A 14,899-nucleotide genomic window follows, 5' to 3' on the forward strand; every position below is an offset into this window, starting at 1 on the left:
CTTTTCATTCTATCCTCCAATCATAGGGGCAGGCAGCGGAGCGCACCGCTGCCTGTTTCCACGTTTTGGGAGGGATTTTCCAACCTTACAGGAAGTTTACAGAAAAAAGCGGGGATTTAAAACTTCTGTAACACATTGTGCATTTCTTCCTTAACAATTCTCCTGTATCTTAATATCTGCAAGAGACAGTTTCTTTTCATTTCATTGTATCCTCTTTCCTTCGACAAGGGCCGGACGTCAGGAGCAGGCGTCCGGCCCTTGCCGTTTTTTTCCGCCTGTGTTATGCTGATAACAACGGAGGGAGGGATGCCCTTGAAACTGCAGATCAAGCGGATGCGGTGCGGCGACTGCGCGGTGCTGGAGGGGCGCCGGGCACGGCTTATTGTGGACTGCGGCAGTGACAATCAGGCCGCCGACGGCAGTCTCACCGCCCGGGATTTTGCCTACGCCGCCATTGCCGCCCAGGTCAATGACCTGATGCCCACCCACATCCTCATTTCCCACCTCCATACTGATCACTACCGGGGCTTTCTCAACCTGGGCAAGGACGCTCCGCCCCTGTTCCGCGCTGCCCCACCGGTGGATACCGCCTTCCTGCCCTGGATCATCCTGGGGGGACGGGCGGTGCTGGCCGCCCCCTTTGCCCGGCTGTATCTGGCCGCGCCGCCCCGCACCCTGGCCCACGAACTGGCTCGGGGGCTGCTGGACCTGCTGCCCATTCTGGAGCGGGAGGCGGCGCACCGGCAGATGCTCCAGGCGGGAGACGTGGTCCCCCTGGAGGGCGGCAAGCTGGAGGTCCTGTGGCCCCAGGTGGAACCCGCTTTGAAAATGCTGCCGGTATGCGGGAAAAAATGCTTCCTGGAGGCCGACGGGCCTTTGGAAGGGGCCTTCTCCGCTCTGGGCAGTGAGGTCAGCGGGAGGCTGCTGGAGGACGGGCCCCGACTGACCAGTGCCCTGGAGCGCTATCTGCTCCTCCTTCACGACGGACCTCTGGCCGAGGGAGCCCGGCGGAATGCCCTGGCTGAGCTGGAGCAGGCCCGGACCCAGGCCGACCGGCTGCGCCGGGATCTGTGGGGAGACGAGGCGGACGGCCTGCGGCCCCCTTATCCCCCGCACCTTCAGGCTCTGGCCGACTTCGCCCGGCAGCAGTACCACGTGCTGATAAACGGGCTCAACGCCTGCGGCATCATTTTTCAGTGGAAGGACAAGGTGCTTTTTCCCGGGGATGCGCCCCCGGCGGTGATCTCCTTTCTGAGAGAGCAGGGCCGGTTCAGGGACCGCTACCAGATCGTCAAGCTGCCCCACCACGGTACCGGGCGCTACTTCTCCCCTGCCCTGCCTCAGGCAGAGCAGTACATCATCTCCAACGGCGGCTACCGCCGCCGGGCGGTGGGCAAAGAAGTTCTGGACGGCTTCTCCCCCACCGGCTGCGGCTTTTTGTGTACCGACGCCCACACCGCTCCGGCGGAGTTCTGCCGGTATTATCAGGCGGAGGGACACTGTCACCCCGCCTGTATCCCCATCACGGAGCGGCAGCAGGTGATCCCGTTATAATAAAAAACTCCGGCGGACGGCAAATGCCGTCCGCCGGAGTTTTTTTCTCTTACCGCTCTTCTCTGAAGTACGCCAGGCCCAAGCTGGCAGGAGGCTGCTTCTCCCGGTTGTTGCGCATGGAGGTCAGGATCAGCACGATAACGGTGACCACATAGGGCAGGATCTTGTAGAGCTGAGTGGGGAAGAACGGGAGCACCAGGCGGAGGTAGAGGATCATCAGGCCGCCAAAGAGCACCGAACCCCACAGGGCGCGGTAGGGACTCCACAGGCAGAAGATGACCAGCGCCACAGCCAGCCAGCCCTCGCCGGACAGGCCCTCGTGGTTCCACACACAGCCGGCGGTGGTCATGATGTACACCATGCCGCCGATGGCGGAGATACCGCCGCCGATCACAGTGGACAGATACTTATACCGGCCCACGTTGATGCCGGCGGCGTCTGCGGTGGCGGGAGACTCGCCCACCGCCCGCAGGTAGAGGCCGGAGCGGGTGCGGTTGAGGTAGAGGCCCATAAGCACGGCCATCACCACACCCAGGTAGACAAAGATATTGTAATCAAAGATCAGTCCGCCCACCACCGGGATGTCCCGGAGCGCCTGAGGGAAGGGAGAGTTCTGGAAATAGCCCTTCAGCTCGTTGCTGACGGCCACGAAGCCGCCTTCCTTCACCCGCATCAGCTCGCCGATATACTGGCCCACGCCGGTACCGAAGATGGCCAGGGCCAGGCCGGTAACGTTCTGGTTGGCCCGGAGGGTGATGGTGAGGAAGGCGTAGATCAGGGCGCCCAGAGCGCCGGCGGCAAAGGAGGCCAGGATGGCCAGCACCACCGCCAGAGGGCCGGACACCGCCGCTCCGGCGGCCTTCTCATAGTAGAAGGCCGCGCCCAGGCCGATGGCGCCTCCCATGAACATCATGCCTTCCACGCCCAGGTTCAGGTTGCCCGACTTCTCGGACAGGATCTCGCCGGCGGTGCCGAAGAGCAGGGGCGCGCCGGTAACGACGGCCGCGGTAATCAGTGCGATCAGCCAGCTCATGCCCCTACCTCCTTTTTGTTCTCCTGCTTCTTGCCGCTGCCGGCAAAGATCAGGCGGTAATTGATGAAGAATTCACAGCCCAGCATGAAGAAGAGCAGCACGCCGGTGATGATGTCGGAAATGGAAGCGGGCACCTGCATCTCAGTCTGGAGGCTGTCGGCGCCCTTCTCCAGGATGGCCAGGATGGCGGAGATACCCACCATGGCGAAGGGATTGAGTTGGGCCAGCCAGGCCACGGTGATGGCGGTAAAGCCCACGCCGGCGGCCACTCCGTCATACAGGGTGTTGTTGGCGCCGGAGGCCAGCATGAAGCCCACCACGCCGGAGATGGCGCCGGAGATGAACATGGTGCGCATGATGATGAAGGGCACGTTCATACCGGCGTACCGGGCGGTGTTCTCGCTCTCGCCCACCACGGCGATCTCATAACCCTGCTTGGTGTACTTCATGTACCAGAACATGAGGAACACCAGAATCAGCACGATGATCCAGCCGCAGTACACGCCGCCCACCTTAGGCAGGCAGGCGTTGGAGTCGAACTGAGCAATCTGCTGGCTGCCTCGGGGCATCTTCTCCCAGGGGCCGCCCTGAAGGTATTTGACGAAGCCGATGATGATGTAGTTCATCATCAGAGTGAACAGGGTCTCGTTGGTGCCCCACTTGGCCTTGAAGAAGGCGGGGATCAGCGCCCAGATGCCGCCGCCAATAGCGCCGGCCACAAACATGACCAGCAGCAAAGGCACCTTGGGCAGGGACTCGGCACAGTGGAGGGCAAAGAAGGTGGCACACATGGCGCCGGCTGTGATCTGACCCTCAGCGCCGATGTTCCAGAAGCGCATCTTAAAGCAGGGGGCGATGGCCAGGGCGGTGCCCAGCAGGGGAATGAAGTTCTTCACCGTCTGCCGGAAGGCGCTGGTCTTGCCCAGAGAGCCCACGATGATGGTCTTGTATCCGGCGATGGGGTTGCTGCCCGAAATGGCGATCACCAGACCGCCCACCACCAGAGCCAGCAGGATGGCGACGATGCGGATGATCCACTGGGTGGCGGGATTCATCTGCTCCCGCTTGGCCAGCCGGATCAGGGGCGTCTTATGTTCGGATGTATGCATCACGCCTCCTCCTTTCCGCCGCCTACATGGGTCATGTAGAGGCCCACTTCTTCCTTGGTGGCCGTCCGGCCGTCCACGATGCCGGACACCTTGCCGCCGCACAGCACCAGGATGCGGTCGCACAGCTCCAGCAGCACGTCCAGGTCCTCGCCCACCAGCACCACGGCCACACCCTTCATCTTCTGCTCATTGAGCAGGTGGTAAATGGTGTAGGAGGAGTTAATGTCCAGGCCGCGGACGGGGTAAGCGGTCATCAGCACGGTGGGGTTGGAGTCGATCTCCCGTCCCACCAGCACCTTCTGCACGTTGCCGCCGGACAGACGGCGCACCGGGGTACTTACCCCGGGGGTGACGATCTCCAGCTCCTGAATCAGGCGCTGGGCCAGGGCCTTGGGGGGCTTGCGGTCCACCATGGGGCCCTTGTGATCTTTATAGGTCTTGAGCATCATGTTGTCCACCATGCCCATGCTGCCCACCAGGCCCATGCCCAGCCGGTCCTCAGGCACGAAGGACAGATTGACGCCGATCTTTTGAATCTGGCTGGGGGTCTTGCCCAGCAGCTCCTCCCCGTTGCGGTCCACCGGCACGTGGTAGCCGGCGATCTCACTGTTGGGATGGGGGGGATAGTAGAGCACGCTGCCCGCCTCCGCCTTCTGGAGCCCGGCAATGGCCTCCAGCAGCTCCTTCTGGCCGGAGCCGGCGATACCGGCGATACCCAGGATCTCTCCGCCGAAGGCCTGGAAGCCCACATCGTCCAAGGTCTTGACGCCCTCCAGGCTGCGGCAGGTCAGGCCCTTGACCTCCAGCCGCAGGTCCCGGTACTTGGCCTCGGGCCGGTCGATGTTCAGGCTCACCGCACGGCCCACCATCATCTCGGTAAGGGCCTGGGGATTGGTCTCAGCGGTGTTGACGGTGCCGATGTACTTGCCCTTGCGGAGCACTGCCACCTTGTCGGAGATGGCCATCACCTCGTGGAGCTTGTGGGTAATGATGACGATGGCCTTGCCGTCGGCCTTCATGTTCCGCAGCACGGCAAACAGCTTGTCGGTCTCCTGAGGGGTAAGCACGGCGGTGGGCTCGTCCAGGATCAGGATGTCGGCGCCCCGGTAGAGCACCTTGACGATCTCCACCGTCTGCTTCTCCGACACCGACATGTCGTAGATCTTCTTGTCGGGGTCAATATCGAAGCCATAGCGCTCGCTGATCTCCCGCACCTTGGCGGCAACCGCCTTCTTGTCAAACTTGCCCTTTCCGTCCAGGCCCAGCACGATGTTCTCCGCCGCGGTGAACACGTCCACCAGCTTGAAGTGCTGGTGGATCATGCCGATGCCCAGGTCAAAGGCGTCCTTGGGGGAGCGGATGGTCACCTTCCGTCCGCCCACAAAGATCTCTCCGTCATCGGGAAAATAGATGCCGGAGATCATGTTCATCAGGGTGGTCTTGCCGCTGCCGTTCTCTCCCAGCAGGGAGAGGATCTGGCCCCGTTCCACCTCCAGGTTGATGCCGTCGTTGGCCACCACGGGCCCGAATCGCTTGGTGATGCCCTGGAGCCGAATGGCGCTTACCTGTTCCAAGCCACTCATCCTTTCTCTCTCGCGCGCCTGGCGCGCCGAATGCACACGCTCTCTGAAAAAATTATAGCAAACTTTCTCTGCCGCGTAAATCGCGCCCCGGAAAAAACATGGAAAAAAACCGCGCAGCTGCGGGCCCTCCCCCCTTTCCCGGGAAAAACGGGGCGGGGCCCGCCCAAGGCAAGATGCCCGTCCGGACGGACGGGCATCTTTTACTCAGGCAGACGGGATTACTCCACGGTGATCTCGTCGATGACCCAGCAGAACTGAGGAGCGGACAGGCCGCCGCTGGCCACGTCGGACTCCAGATAGGTCTCACCCTCGGCCAGGCTCCACTCGCTGCCGTCGAAGGTGTTCTTGCCAGACAGGGGGCCGGTAAAGACGGCCATGCCGCCGGCCAGATCGGCCACGGCCTTGTCAATGGCCCCCTGAGTGCCGGGAGCGGCAATAGCCTCGTTCAGGGTGGTCATGGTGGCGGCGCCGGAGCCGATGTCGCCGGACCAGTCCTGAGCGATCTCCTCGCCGTTGGCGATGGCGGCAATGGCGTACTCCATGTAGATGGACCAGTCAACGCGGGTGGAGATCAGAGCAGCCTCGGGAGCCACGGAGGTGACGTCGGCGGTGTAGCCCACGTAGTAAGCGCCGTTGGACTGAGCGGTGGTGGTGGCGGCGGAGCCGTCGGTGTAGTTGGTGATGACCATGCAGCCCTCATCGCACAGAGCCTGGGCGGCGTTGGCCTCCTCGGTCAGGTTGCCCCAGGAGTTGATGAACTTGGTCTTGACCTGCACGGAGGGGCAAACGCTCTTGGCGCCCAGGTACAGGGAGGTCAGCATGGACAGGGGTTCGGGATAGGGGAAGGAGCCCACATAGCCCAGGAAGGCGTTATCCTCGGTGATGGTGCCCTCCTCAATGAGCTGGTTGAGCTTCATGCCGGCCACCACGCCGTCCACGTAGCTGCCCTGATGCAGCTTGGCAAAGGCGTTGTGGGTGTTGTCCAGATCGTCCACGGCGGACTGCTGGTTGGTGCAGGAGACGAACTGCACCTCGGGATAGTCGGGAGCCACCTTCAGCATGAAGTCCTCAAAACCGTAGGAGTTGTTGATGACCAGCTGGCAGCCGGCGTCGGCCAGCTCGATGTTGGCGTCCTCACAGGTGGAGTCTTCGGCAATGTTGTACTTGATGACCCAGTCCACGTTGATGCCCTGCTCGGCCAGCTTCTCGCTGGCCAGCTCGGTGGAGCGGATGAAGTTGTAGGTATAGCCCTGGTCGTTCTCGTCGCCGTTGCAGATCAGGCCGACCTTCACGGTGGTGCCCTCGGGGGCGCCGCTCTCGGTCTGGGCGGGGGTGCTCTCTCCGCCGGCGGCGGGGGTCTCGGTGGTGTCTCCACCATTGCCGCAGGCGGCCAGGCTCAGGGTCATGGCGCCCGCCAGCAGCAGGCTCAGCAGCTTCTTGTTCATTGGAATCTCCTCTTTCTTGTTTTCTTCTCTCTATGGGCAGGGATCGGGAGGAGAGCCGGTGGCCCTCCTCCCGGTATGCATGTGATTATTCCTCAGTGATGCCGTCGATGATCCAGGTGAACTGAGGTGCGGACAGGCCGCCGTCCTGGCTCAGGTCGGACTCGGCAAAGTACTCGCCCTCGCCGATGCTCCAGGTCAGGCTGGTATCCCAGTGGTCGTGGCCGGACAGGGGGCCGGCAAAGACGTGCATGCCGCCGGCCAGATCGGCCTCGGCCTTCTCAATGGCCTCAGTGGTGCCGGGAGCGGCAATGGCCTCGTTCAGCTCGGTGAGCACCACGGCGCCGTCGGCCATGTTGTCGGTCCAGTCCTGATCGAAGTTCTCGCCGTTGGCCACAGCGGAGATGGCGTAGGTCATGTACACGGACCAGTCGATGCGGGTGGAGATCAGGGAGGCGTCAGGAGCCACGCCGGTCATGTCGTTGTTGTAGCCGCAGTGGAAAGCGCCGGCTTCCTGGGCGGCGGTGGCGGGAGTGGTGTTGTCGGAGTGCTGGGAAATGAGCACGCAGCCCTCGTCGCACAGAGCCTTGGCGGCGTTGGCCTCCTCGGTGGCGTCAGACCAGGAGTTGACGTACTTGACCTTCATGGTAGCGCTGGGGCACACGCTCTTGGCGCCCAGGTAGAAGGCGGTAAAGCCGGAGATAACCTCGGCGTAGGGGTAGGCGCCCACATAGCCGATGATGGCCTGGTCCTCAGTGATGGTGCCCTCGTCGATCATCTGCTGCAGCTTCATGCCGCCCACCACGCCGGCCAGGTAACGGCCCTCGTAGATGTTGGCAAAGGCGTTGTGGGTGTTGTCCAGGTCGTCCACGGCGGACTGCTGGTTGGTGCAGCCCACGAACTGGATCTCAGGATAGTCGGCAGCCACCTTCAGCATGTAGTCCTCAAAGCCGTAGGAGGTGTTGAAGATGATGTCGCAGCCGGCCTCGGCCAGCTCGATGTTGGCATCCTCACAGGTGGAATCCTCGCCGATGTTGTACTTGACCACCCAGTCGCCGGTCTCGATGCCCAGCTCGGCCAGCTTGGCCTTGGTGTCCTCCATGCCGCGGATGAAGTTGTAGGTATAGCCCTGATCGTTCTCGTCGCCGATGCAGATCATGCCAACCTTCACGGTCTTGGCCTCGCCGCCGGTCTCCTCGGTGCCGGCGGGAGTGGTCTCACCGGCGTTGGGGGTCTCGGTGGAGCCCTCGTTGTTGCCGCAGGCAGCCAGACCAAAAATCATGGCGCCCGCCAGGAGCATTGCAAGCAGTCTTTTCTTCATTTCAGTTCCTCCTTGTATCATAATCATGATGTTACAGTAAGGTACCTCTATTCAAAACGGCTGCCTGGGTAAGGGGGTCTCCCCCCTTGCTCACAGACGGGCGCCATTGGGCGCATTGCCTTGATCATCCGCTCATCACGGAGCATTGCGCTCCGCCTGCGGCAGCCGGTCTTGCTATGTCAACTTGGGAAGGCGCTCAGTCGCAGAACTCCACGCCGTTCTCCACACTCATACTCTTTACACGAGCCAAAGATTCCACCCGGACACCCATGTTCCGGATCATGTCGCCGCCGGGCTGGAAAGCCTTCTCCACGGCGATGCCCGCGCCCACCAGGGTGGCGCCGGCGTCCTGCACCAGCTTGATCAGACCTTGCAGGGCGCTGCCGTTGGCCAGGAAGTCGTCGATAATGAGCACCCGGTCCTCGGGACGCAGGAACTCCTTGGACACGATGATATCGTAAACCTTGCCGTGGGTGAAGGACTCCACCTTGGAGGTGTACACATCACCGGCAATGTTCTTGGTCTTGTTCTTCTTTGCAAAGATCACAGGGCAATCAAAAAACTGCGCAGCCACACACGCGATCCCGATCCCCGATGCTTCGATGGTCAAAATCTTGGTCACTCCGCAGTCGCCAAACAAGCGCAAAAATTCTTTGCCCATATCCTGAAACAGTTTAACATCCATCTGGTGGTTCAGAAAGCTGTCCACCTTCAGCACGCCGCCCTCGCGGATCTTACCGTCAGCGCGAATGCGCTCCTCCAACTGCTTCATACCATCTTCTCCTCACAAGAAAATTTACTTCTATTGTAGCCCAATGGGGAAGGTTCCTGCAACGACTATATTCTATCAAAAACCACACGGTTCGTCACCTGTTTTTAGAAATTTTGTGGAAAGAACCGGCGACTTTTTCTCCGTGCTTCCTGATCCGTTCTCTTTTTCATTTGTACTTCGCCGTGGAATTTGGTACAATGCAGGTGTATTACCCCTGCCTGTATATAAAGGAGGTCCTTTCTGTATGCTCAAACGAATCTGCACCGGAGCGCTGGCCGCTCTGCTGGTGCTTTCCGCCGCGCCCATCTCCGCCGCGGCGTCCTTCACTGACGCCCAGGGCCACTGGGCCCAGGAGGTGGTGGAAAAAGCGGAGGCTTACGGCCTGGTGGAGGGCAAGCCGGACGGCACCTTCGGCGTGGGGGAAGAGATCACCCGCAGCCAGTTCGTCACCGTCCTGTGCCGCATGTTCGGCTGGGACATGGTGTCCCCCGCCTCTCCCTCCTACATCGACTGCCCTTCCTCCGCCTGGTACTACTCCGCGGTGGAGACCGCCCGGGCCCACGATGTGATGGACCCCTCCGGCGCCTTCCGGCCCGAGGACTACATCAGCCGGGGCGAGATGGCCGTTATGCTGGTGCGGGCTTTGGGATATGACACCCTGGCCCAGGACCTGTCCGGTCTGGACCTCCCCTTCGACGATGTAAAGGAGGATGTGGGCTACATGGCCATCGCCTACGACATCGGTATGATCAACGGCGTGGAGGGCCCCGACGGCTCCCTGAAGTTCCTGCCCACCCACTCCGCCACCCGGGAGGAAGCGGCGGCCATGCTGGTGCGGGTGTATGAGCGGTACATCTCCAAGACGGAATGGCTCCACGGCTTTTACGCCTTCTCCTCCTACTCCCAGATCAACCTCACTGCCGACATGGACGGCGTCAGCGTGGGCTGGGCCCGGATGGAGTACGGTGAGAACGGCCCCACCCTCAACTCCACCTCGGCCAACGGCAACGACTGGGTGAAACCGGACGATGTGACCCCCGCCACCTCTTATTTTGAGAGCAATCATGTGCCCTATAATCTGAGCGTCTTTGCCTCTGCCGGCGACAGCATTACCCTGGCCGACGGCACCACCACCTCCACTGTGGCGGCGGTCACCGGCACCCCTGAGGCCCGTGCTCAGGCCATCGACGCTCTGGTAACAGCGGCGGCGGACTACGCCGGTCTGACCATAGACTTTGAGGCCCTGAAGGGAGATACCATAAAGAAGAATTATGTTACCTTTATGAAGGACCTGCGGGAGGCCCTGCCCGACGACAAGACCCTTTACGTCTGCGTCCAGCCCGACACCTGGTACACCGGCTATGATTACCGGGGACTGGGCGAGGTGTGCGACAAGGTGATCCTGATGGCCCACGACTACCAGTGGACTTCCATCCCCGACTCCTATGTGGGCACCGCCAACACCGACTCCCCCGTCACCCCCTTTGCCAGCGTGTACGAGGCTCTGCGGGACATCACCGACAAGGACACCGGCGTGCAGGACGTGAGCAAGATCGCCCTGGCCATTTCCTTTGGCACCGCCGGGTTCCACGTGGATGAAAACGGCAGGATCCTTGAAACCACCATCTACCATCCCGCTCCCACTACCCTGGCCCAGCGGCTGGCACAGCCCGACACGGTGGTGACCTATTCGGAAAAGTACCGCAACCCCTACGCCCTGTATACCACCGAGGACGGCGGACATTATAAGGTATGGTACGAAAATGAACAGAGCGTGCTGGACAAGCTGCAGCTGGCCCGGATGTTCGGTATTACCGGCGTGTCCCTGTGGCGGCTGGGGACCATCCCCAATTACTCCGGCTATGATGTCTGGACCGCGGTGCAGGGCACCCTTTGAGGAGGCAAGGAACGATGAAGCAAACCCCTAAGGAGCTGGCCCACGACTTTTTCCTCATGAGCGTGGGCACCGCTCTGGTTTCGGTAGGCGTATACTTCTTTAAATTCCCCAACAACTTCTCCATGGGCGGCGTATCCGGTATGGCGGTGCTGCTGGGCAAGCTGATTCCCCAGCTCTCCCCTTCCACCTTCAACTCCATCATCAACCTGCTGTTTCTGGTGCTGGGCTTTCTGCTGCTGGACAAGGGCTTCGGCTTCCGGACGGTGTACTGCTCCATTCTGTACGCCGGTCTGGTGCAGCTGTTTGAGGTCATCTGTCCCCTCTCCGGCCCCCTTACCGACCAGCTGATGCTGGAGCTGCTCTTTGCCGTCATCCTGCCCGCCATCGGCTCGGCTACCCTGTTCAACATCGGCGCCTCCTCCGGCGGCACCGATATTGCCGCCATGATTTTGAAAAAGTACTCCGGCATGGACGTGGGACGGGCCCTGCTGGTCTCCGACGTGGCCATCGCCGCCGCGGCTCTGGTGGTCTTCGACGTGCAGTCCGGTCTGTGCTCCCTGCTGGGCCTGGCTCTTAAGTCGGTACTGGTGGATTCCGCCATCGAGTCCTTCAATCGTCGGAAAGCCTTCTTCATCATTACCTCCAACCCGGAGGCGGTGTGCAGCTATGTCACCGACGTGCTGGAGCGCGGCGCCACCCTGTGGCAGGCCCAGGGCGCCTACACCCATGAGGTCCACCATGTGGTGCTCACCGTTCTCTCCCGGGGTCAGGCAGTGGTCCTCCGCCGCCAGCTGAAGGCCATGGACCCCCACGCTTTCCTGATCGTGGCCAACTCCAGCGAGATCTTCGGCAAAGGTTTCCTGCGGGCGTAATTCCATTACCTGGAAAATATTTCCCAATCGACGTAGTTCTCCCTCCTTCGCGGCAAAATATGGTAATATATGGTTATCCAATACCTGTTTTGCCGTGAAGGAGGGCTTTTTATGCCGTTATTACGCCGAAAAGGCTTATTTGAAAGCAACAAGGTGCTGTACTTACCTGCGGCAGTCATCGCACCCAATCCCGACCAGCCACGCCGCCACTTTTCCCGGGAAGGGCTGGAGGAGCTGGCCGCCAGCATCAAGGAGCACGGGGTACTCCAGCCCCTGTCGGTGCGGCGGAGCAGTCAGGGCTACGAGCTGATCTCCGGTGAGCGCCGTCTGCGGGCCTCCCGGATGGCGGGGCTTACCGAAGTGCCCTGTATCGTGGTCAGTGTGGACAGTAAGGAGTCCTCCCTGCTGGCCCTGGTGGAAAACCTTCAGCGGAGGGATCTGGATTTTGTAGAGGAGGCCTCCGCCCTAGCCCGGCTCATTGAGACCTACCACCTGTCCCAGGAAGAGGCCGCCCGGCGGATCGGCAAATCCCAGTCGGCGGTGGCCAACAAGCTGCGGCTGCTGAAGCTGCCCCCGGAGGCTTTGGCTCTGCTGCGGGAGCACGGCTGTACCGAGCGCCACGCCCGGGCTCTGCTGCGGCTGGAGGGGCCTCAGGCTCAGCTGGAGGCCGCCCGGCATGTGGCGGAGCAGGGTTTTACCGTGGCCCGCACCGAGCAGTATGTGGAAGACCTGCTGCGGCAGGGGGACAAGCCCAAGAAGAAGCCGACCTTTGTCATCAAGGACGTGCGGCTGTTTTTAAACACCGTCAGCCGGGGTCTGTCCCTGATGAAGAACGCCGGGGTCAATGCCAACTGCCAGCGGAAGGAGACGGAGGACTCCATTTTGCTGACCATTACCATACCCAAGGCATAATGTTTCACGTGAAACATCGTCGGTGCCCACACAAAATCATACAAGAACCATGTTTCACGTGAAACATGGTTCTTGTGCTTTTTTCGGTTGAATTAGCAGGAAAGAGAAGATATAATAGATAAGCATGCTGGTTACACAAGAAAAAGGCAGGTGTGTTATGGCAAAGACCATCGCGATCGTGAATCAAAAGGGCGGTGTGGGAAAGACTACCACCTGTGTGAATCTGGCCGCCGCCCTGAAAAAGCTGGAACAGCGAGTGCTGGTGTGCGACTTCGATCCGCAGGCCAACACCACCTCCGGCCTGGGGGTGGACAAAACCATCGCCCCCAATGTATATGACGTTCTGCTCAACGGCTCGGAGACGGCGAAAGCCATCGTCTCCACTCCCTACGCCGACGTGATCCCCTCCAACAAGGCCCTCACCGGAGCCATCGTGGAGATGATCGGCCTGGACCGCCGGGAATACCGTCTGAAGGACGCCCTGTCCCTGGTGCGGTCGGATTACGACTACATCCTGATCGACTGTCCCCCTTCCCTGGAGCTGCTTACTCTCAATGCCCTGTGCGCCGCCGATACGGTGCTGGTGCCGGTACAGTGTGAGTACTACGCTCTGGAGGGACTCAGCGATCTGCTGTCCACCATTCGTATCGTCAAGCGCTCCCTCAACCCGTCCATCGCCCTGGAGGGCGTGGTACTCACCATGTACGACGGGCGCACCAACCTGTCCATGCAGGTGGCGGAAGAGGTCAAGCGCCACTTCCCCGGCCAGGTGTACGCCACGGTGATTCCCCGGAACGTGCGGCTGTCCGAGGCTCCCAGCTACGGCAAGCCGGTGTCCGCCTATGATCCTCTGTCCAGGGGTTCCGAGGCCTACGCTGCCCTGGCTGCCGAAGTGCTGGAACAGAACCAATACGCCGTGACCCGCATGGAAAGGAGCGAATGACATGGCTGTTGAACGCGGCCTGGGCCGTGGCCTGGGCGCTCTGCTGGGGGACGCCGCCCTCCAGTCACAGGAAGGAGGCTCCCTCTCCCTCCCCATCTCCAAAGTGGAACCGGGCCTGAAGCAGCCCCGGAAGCGCTTTGAAGAGGAGGCTCTTCAGGATCTGGCGGACTCCATCCGCACCCACGGCATCATTCAGCCCCTGACGGTGCGGCGGCTGGCCTCCGGCTACTATCAGATCATCGCCGGGGAGCGCCGGTGGCGGGCCGCCAAGCTGGCAGGCCTCACTGAGGTGCCCGCCGTCATCATCGAGGCCGACGACCGGAAGGTCATGGAGCTGGGCCTTATCGAAAACCTCCAGCGGGAGGACCTGAATCCCATCGAAGAAGCCAACGGCTATAAGGTGCTGATGGAGGAATACGGTCTTACCCAGGAGGAGGTCTCCCAGCGGGTGGGCAAGTCCCGTCCCGCCGTGGCCAACGCCCTGCGGCTGCTGGCCCTCCCTGATCCGGTCTGTCAGCTGCTGGAGGAAGGCAAGCTGTCCGCCGGACATGCCCGGGCCATCCTGTCCGTCCCCAACGGCGGCCTGCAGATGCAGCTGGCCAAAAAGGTAGTGGAGGACGGTCTCAGCGTCCGCCAGACCGAGGCCTTGGCCAAGCGGCTGGCCGCCGGAGAAAAGGAGGCTCCCCCCTCCCCCACTGCCGCCGGGCCCGACCTGTCCATCTATTTTAAGGAAGCGGAAAAATCCCTGGCCGCCCGGTTTGGCCGCAAGGTCCACATCATCAACGGAAAAAAGAAGGGTAAGATCGAGTTGGAGTACTACGATCCCGACGACCTCAATACCTTGCTGGAGCTGTTGGAGCAGCTCCCCGGGAAAGGAGGTCAAACCCTTTGAGCGACCGTTCCCAACACAAACACGAGGAGAGCCTCCAGCACGCGGCTGAGCATGAAAAGCCCACCAAGCGCAATCCGGTGCTGTTTTATCTGATGATCCTCTTTGCCGCCGCCTTCCTGCTGCTGCTTATGTCCTTCCTGATGCAGCACCGGGCCAATCAGGAGGCTATGAACAACCTGCAGGAAACCTCTAATTCCGCGGTGGAGTCCCTGGAAAACAAGCTGAAAGAAAACGAAGAGCTGAAAGCCCAGGTGGATCAGCTGGAGGAGGAGAATCAGCAGCTCACCCAGCAGCTGGAGAGCTATACCGCCCAGGGCCAGCAGGAGCAGAGTGAACAGGAAGCCATTCTTCAGGCCCTGTCCGACCTAAATACCCTCCGTGGGCTGTATAATCAGGGCCGGTACAGCGATGCCCGGGATTTCCTGGCCCACCAGGAGCTTACTGCTGACAACACCTATGTCACTGAGGAAAACCTGGCGCTTTACAACGAAAAGTACGCCGATCCGGCGAACCTGGAGATCTACAACCCCCTGGAGGCCTGGCAGCAGCTGGTGTCCTGGCTGGGCTGA

13 protein-coding genes are annotated in these 14,899 nt (G+C 61.3%); 7 read left to right on the top strand and 6 right to left on the bottom strand.

Annotated elements, in window-relative coordinates; translation table 11 throughout:
* The first annotated feature begins 312 nt into the window (after window positions 1–312).
* Window positions 313–1,554, top strand: a complete 1,242-nt coding sequence (locus ACTNB1_RS08235; protein WP_441168767.1) for an MBL fold metallo-hydrolase — start codon at window positions 313–315, stop codon at window positions 1,552–1,554.
* 49 nt (window positions 1,555–1,603) lie between these two features.
* On the opposite strand, the gene ACTNB1_RS08240 is transcribed toward ACTNB1_RS08235, so the two are convergent.
* The 6 genes from ACTNB1_RS08240 to ACTNB1_RS08265 all read right to left on the bottom strand — a co-directional run bounded on the left by ACTNB1_RS08240 (window position 1,604) and on the right by ACTNB1_RS08265 (window position 8,814).
* The gene (locus tag ACTNB1_RS08240) at window positions 1,604–2,587 is read right to left on the bottom strand and encodes an ABC transporter permease (protein WP_441168768.1); all 984 of its coding nucleotides are present in this window, start codon (window positions 2,585–2,587) and stop codon (window positions 1,604–1,606) included.
* A complete protein-coding gene (locus tag ACTNB1_RS08245; RefSeq protein ID WP_441168769.1) occupies window positions 2,584–3,696 on the bottom strand; it encodes an ABC transporter permease in 1,113 nt (370 codons plus the stop codon). Before ACTNB1_RS08245 ends, ACTNB1_RS08240 begins: the two co-directional genes overlap by 4 nt.
* Window positions 3,696–5,279 carry an ABC transporter ATP-binding protein gene (locus ACTNB1_RS08250; protein ID WP_441168770.1) on the bottom strand — a complete coding sequence of 528 codons (1,584 nt, stop codon included), beginning with the start codon at window positions 5,277–5,279 and terminating at the stop codon, window positions 3,696–3,698. The genes ACTNB1_RS08245 and ACTNB1_RS08250 overlap by 1 nt, the downstream gene beginning before the upstream one ends.
* Before the next feature lie 218 nt (window positions 5,280–5,497).
* Window positions 5,498–6,724 carry a BMP family ABC transporter substrate-binding protein gene (locus tag ACTNB1_RS08255; protein WP_441168771.1) on the bottom strand — a complete coding sequence of 409 codons (1,227 nt, stop codon included), beginning with the start codon at window positions 6,722–6,724 and terminating at the stop codon, window positions 5,498–5,500.
* Between the two features lie 85 nt (window positions 6,725–6,809).
* On the bottom strand, window positions 6,810–8,042 hold the full coding sequence (locus ACTNB1_RS08260) for a BMP family ABC transporter substrate-binding protein (protein WP_441168772.1): 1,233 nt from the start codon (window positions 8,040–8,042) through the stop codon (window positions 6,810–6,812).
* 196 nt (window positions 8,043–8,238) lie between these two features.
* Window positions 8,239–8,814 (bottom strand): xanthine phosphoribosyltransferase, encoded by a 576-nt coding sequence (locus ACTNB1_RS08265; protein ID WP_441168773.1) that lies wholly within the window; start codon window positions 8,812–8,814, stop codon window positions 8,239–8,241.
* Window positions 8,815–9,058: 244 nt separating this feature from the next.
* Between ACTNB1_RS08265 and ACTNB1_RS08270 the strand changes: the two genes are divergently transcribed.
* From ACTNB1_RS08270 to ACTNB1_RS08295, 6 genes are all read left to right on the top strand, one after another.
* Complete coding sequence (locus ACTNB1_RS08270) at window positions 9,059–10,711, top strand: S-layer homology domain-containing protein (RefSeq protein WP_441168774.1); 1,653 nt, start codon at window positions 9,059–9,061, stop codon at window positions 10,709–10,711.
* 14 nt (window positions 10,712–10,725) lie between these two features.
* Entirely contained in the window at window positions 10,726–11,583 is an 858-nt protein-coding gene (locus tag ACTNB1_RS08275; protein WP_441168775.1) for a YitT family protein, read from the top strand.
* A gap of 111 nt (window positions 11,584–11,694) precedes the next feature.
* A complete protein-coding gene (locus ACTNB1_RS08280; RefSeq protein ID WP_441168776.1) occupies window positions 11,695–12,495 on the top strand; it encodes a ParB/RepB/Spo0J family partition protein in 801 nt (266 codons plus the stop codon).
* 157 nt (window positions 12,496–12,652) lie between these two features.
* Window positions 12,653–13,438 carry a ParA family protein gene (locus ACTNB1_RS08285; protein WP_441168777.1) on the top strand — a complete coding sequence of 262 codons (786 nt, stop codon included), beginning with the start codon at window positions 12,653–12,655 and terminating at the stop codon, window positions 13,436–13,438.
* 1 nt (window position 13,439) lies between these two features.
* Complete coding sequence (locus tag ACTNB1_RS08290; RefSeq protein WP_441168778.1) at window positions 13,440–14,330, top strand: ParB/RepB/Spo0J family partition protein; 891 nt, start codon at window positions 13,440–13,442, stop codon at window positions 14,328–14,330.
* Window positions 14,327–14,899, top strand: coding sequence for a hypothetical protein (locus ACTNB1_RS08295; RefSeq protein WP_441168779.1), 573 nt, complete (start codon window positions 14,327–14,329; stop codon window positions 14,897–14,899). Before ACTNB1_RS08290 ends, ACTNB1_RS08295 begins: the two co-directional genes overlap by 4 nt.

The organism is Flavonifractor sp. HCP28S3_F3 (genome assembly GCF_052065355.1).
Classification (GTDB): Bacteria; Bacillota; Clostridia; order Oscillospirales; family Oscillospiraceae; genus Flavonifractor.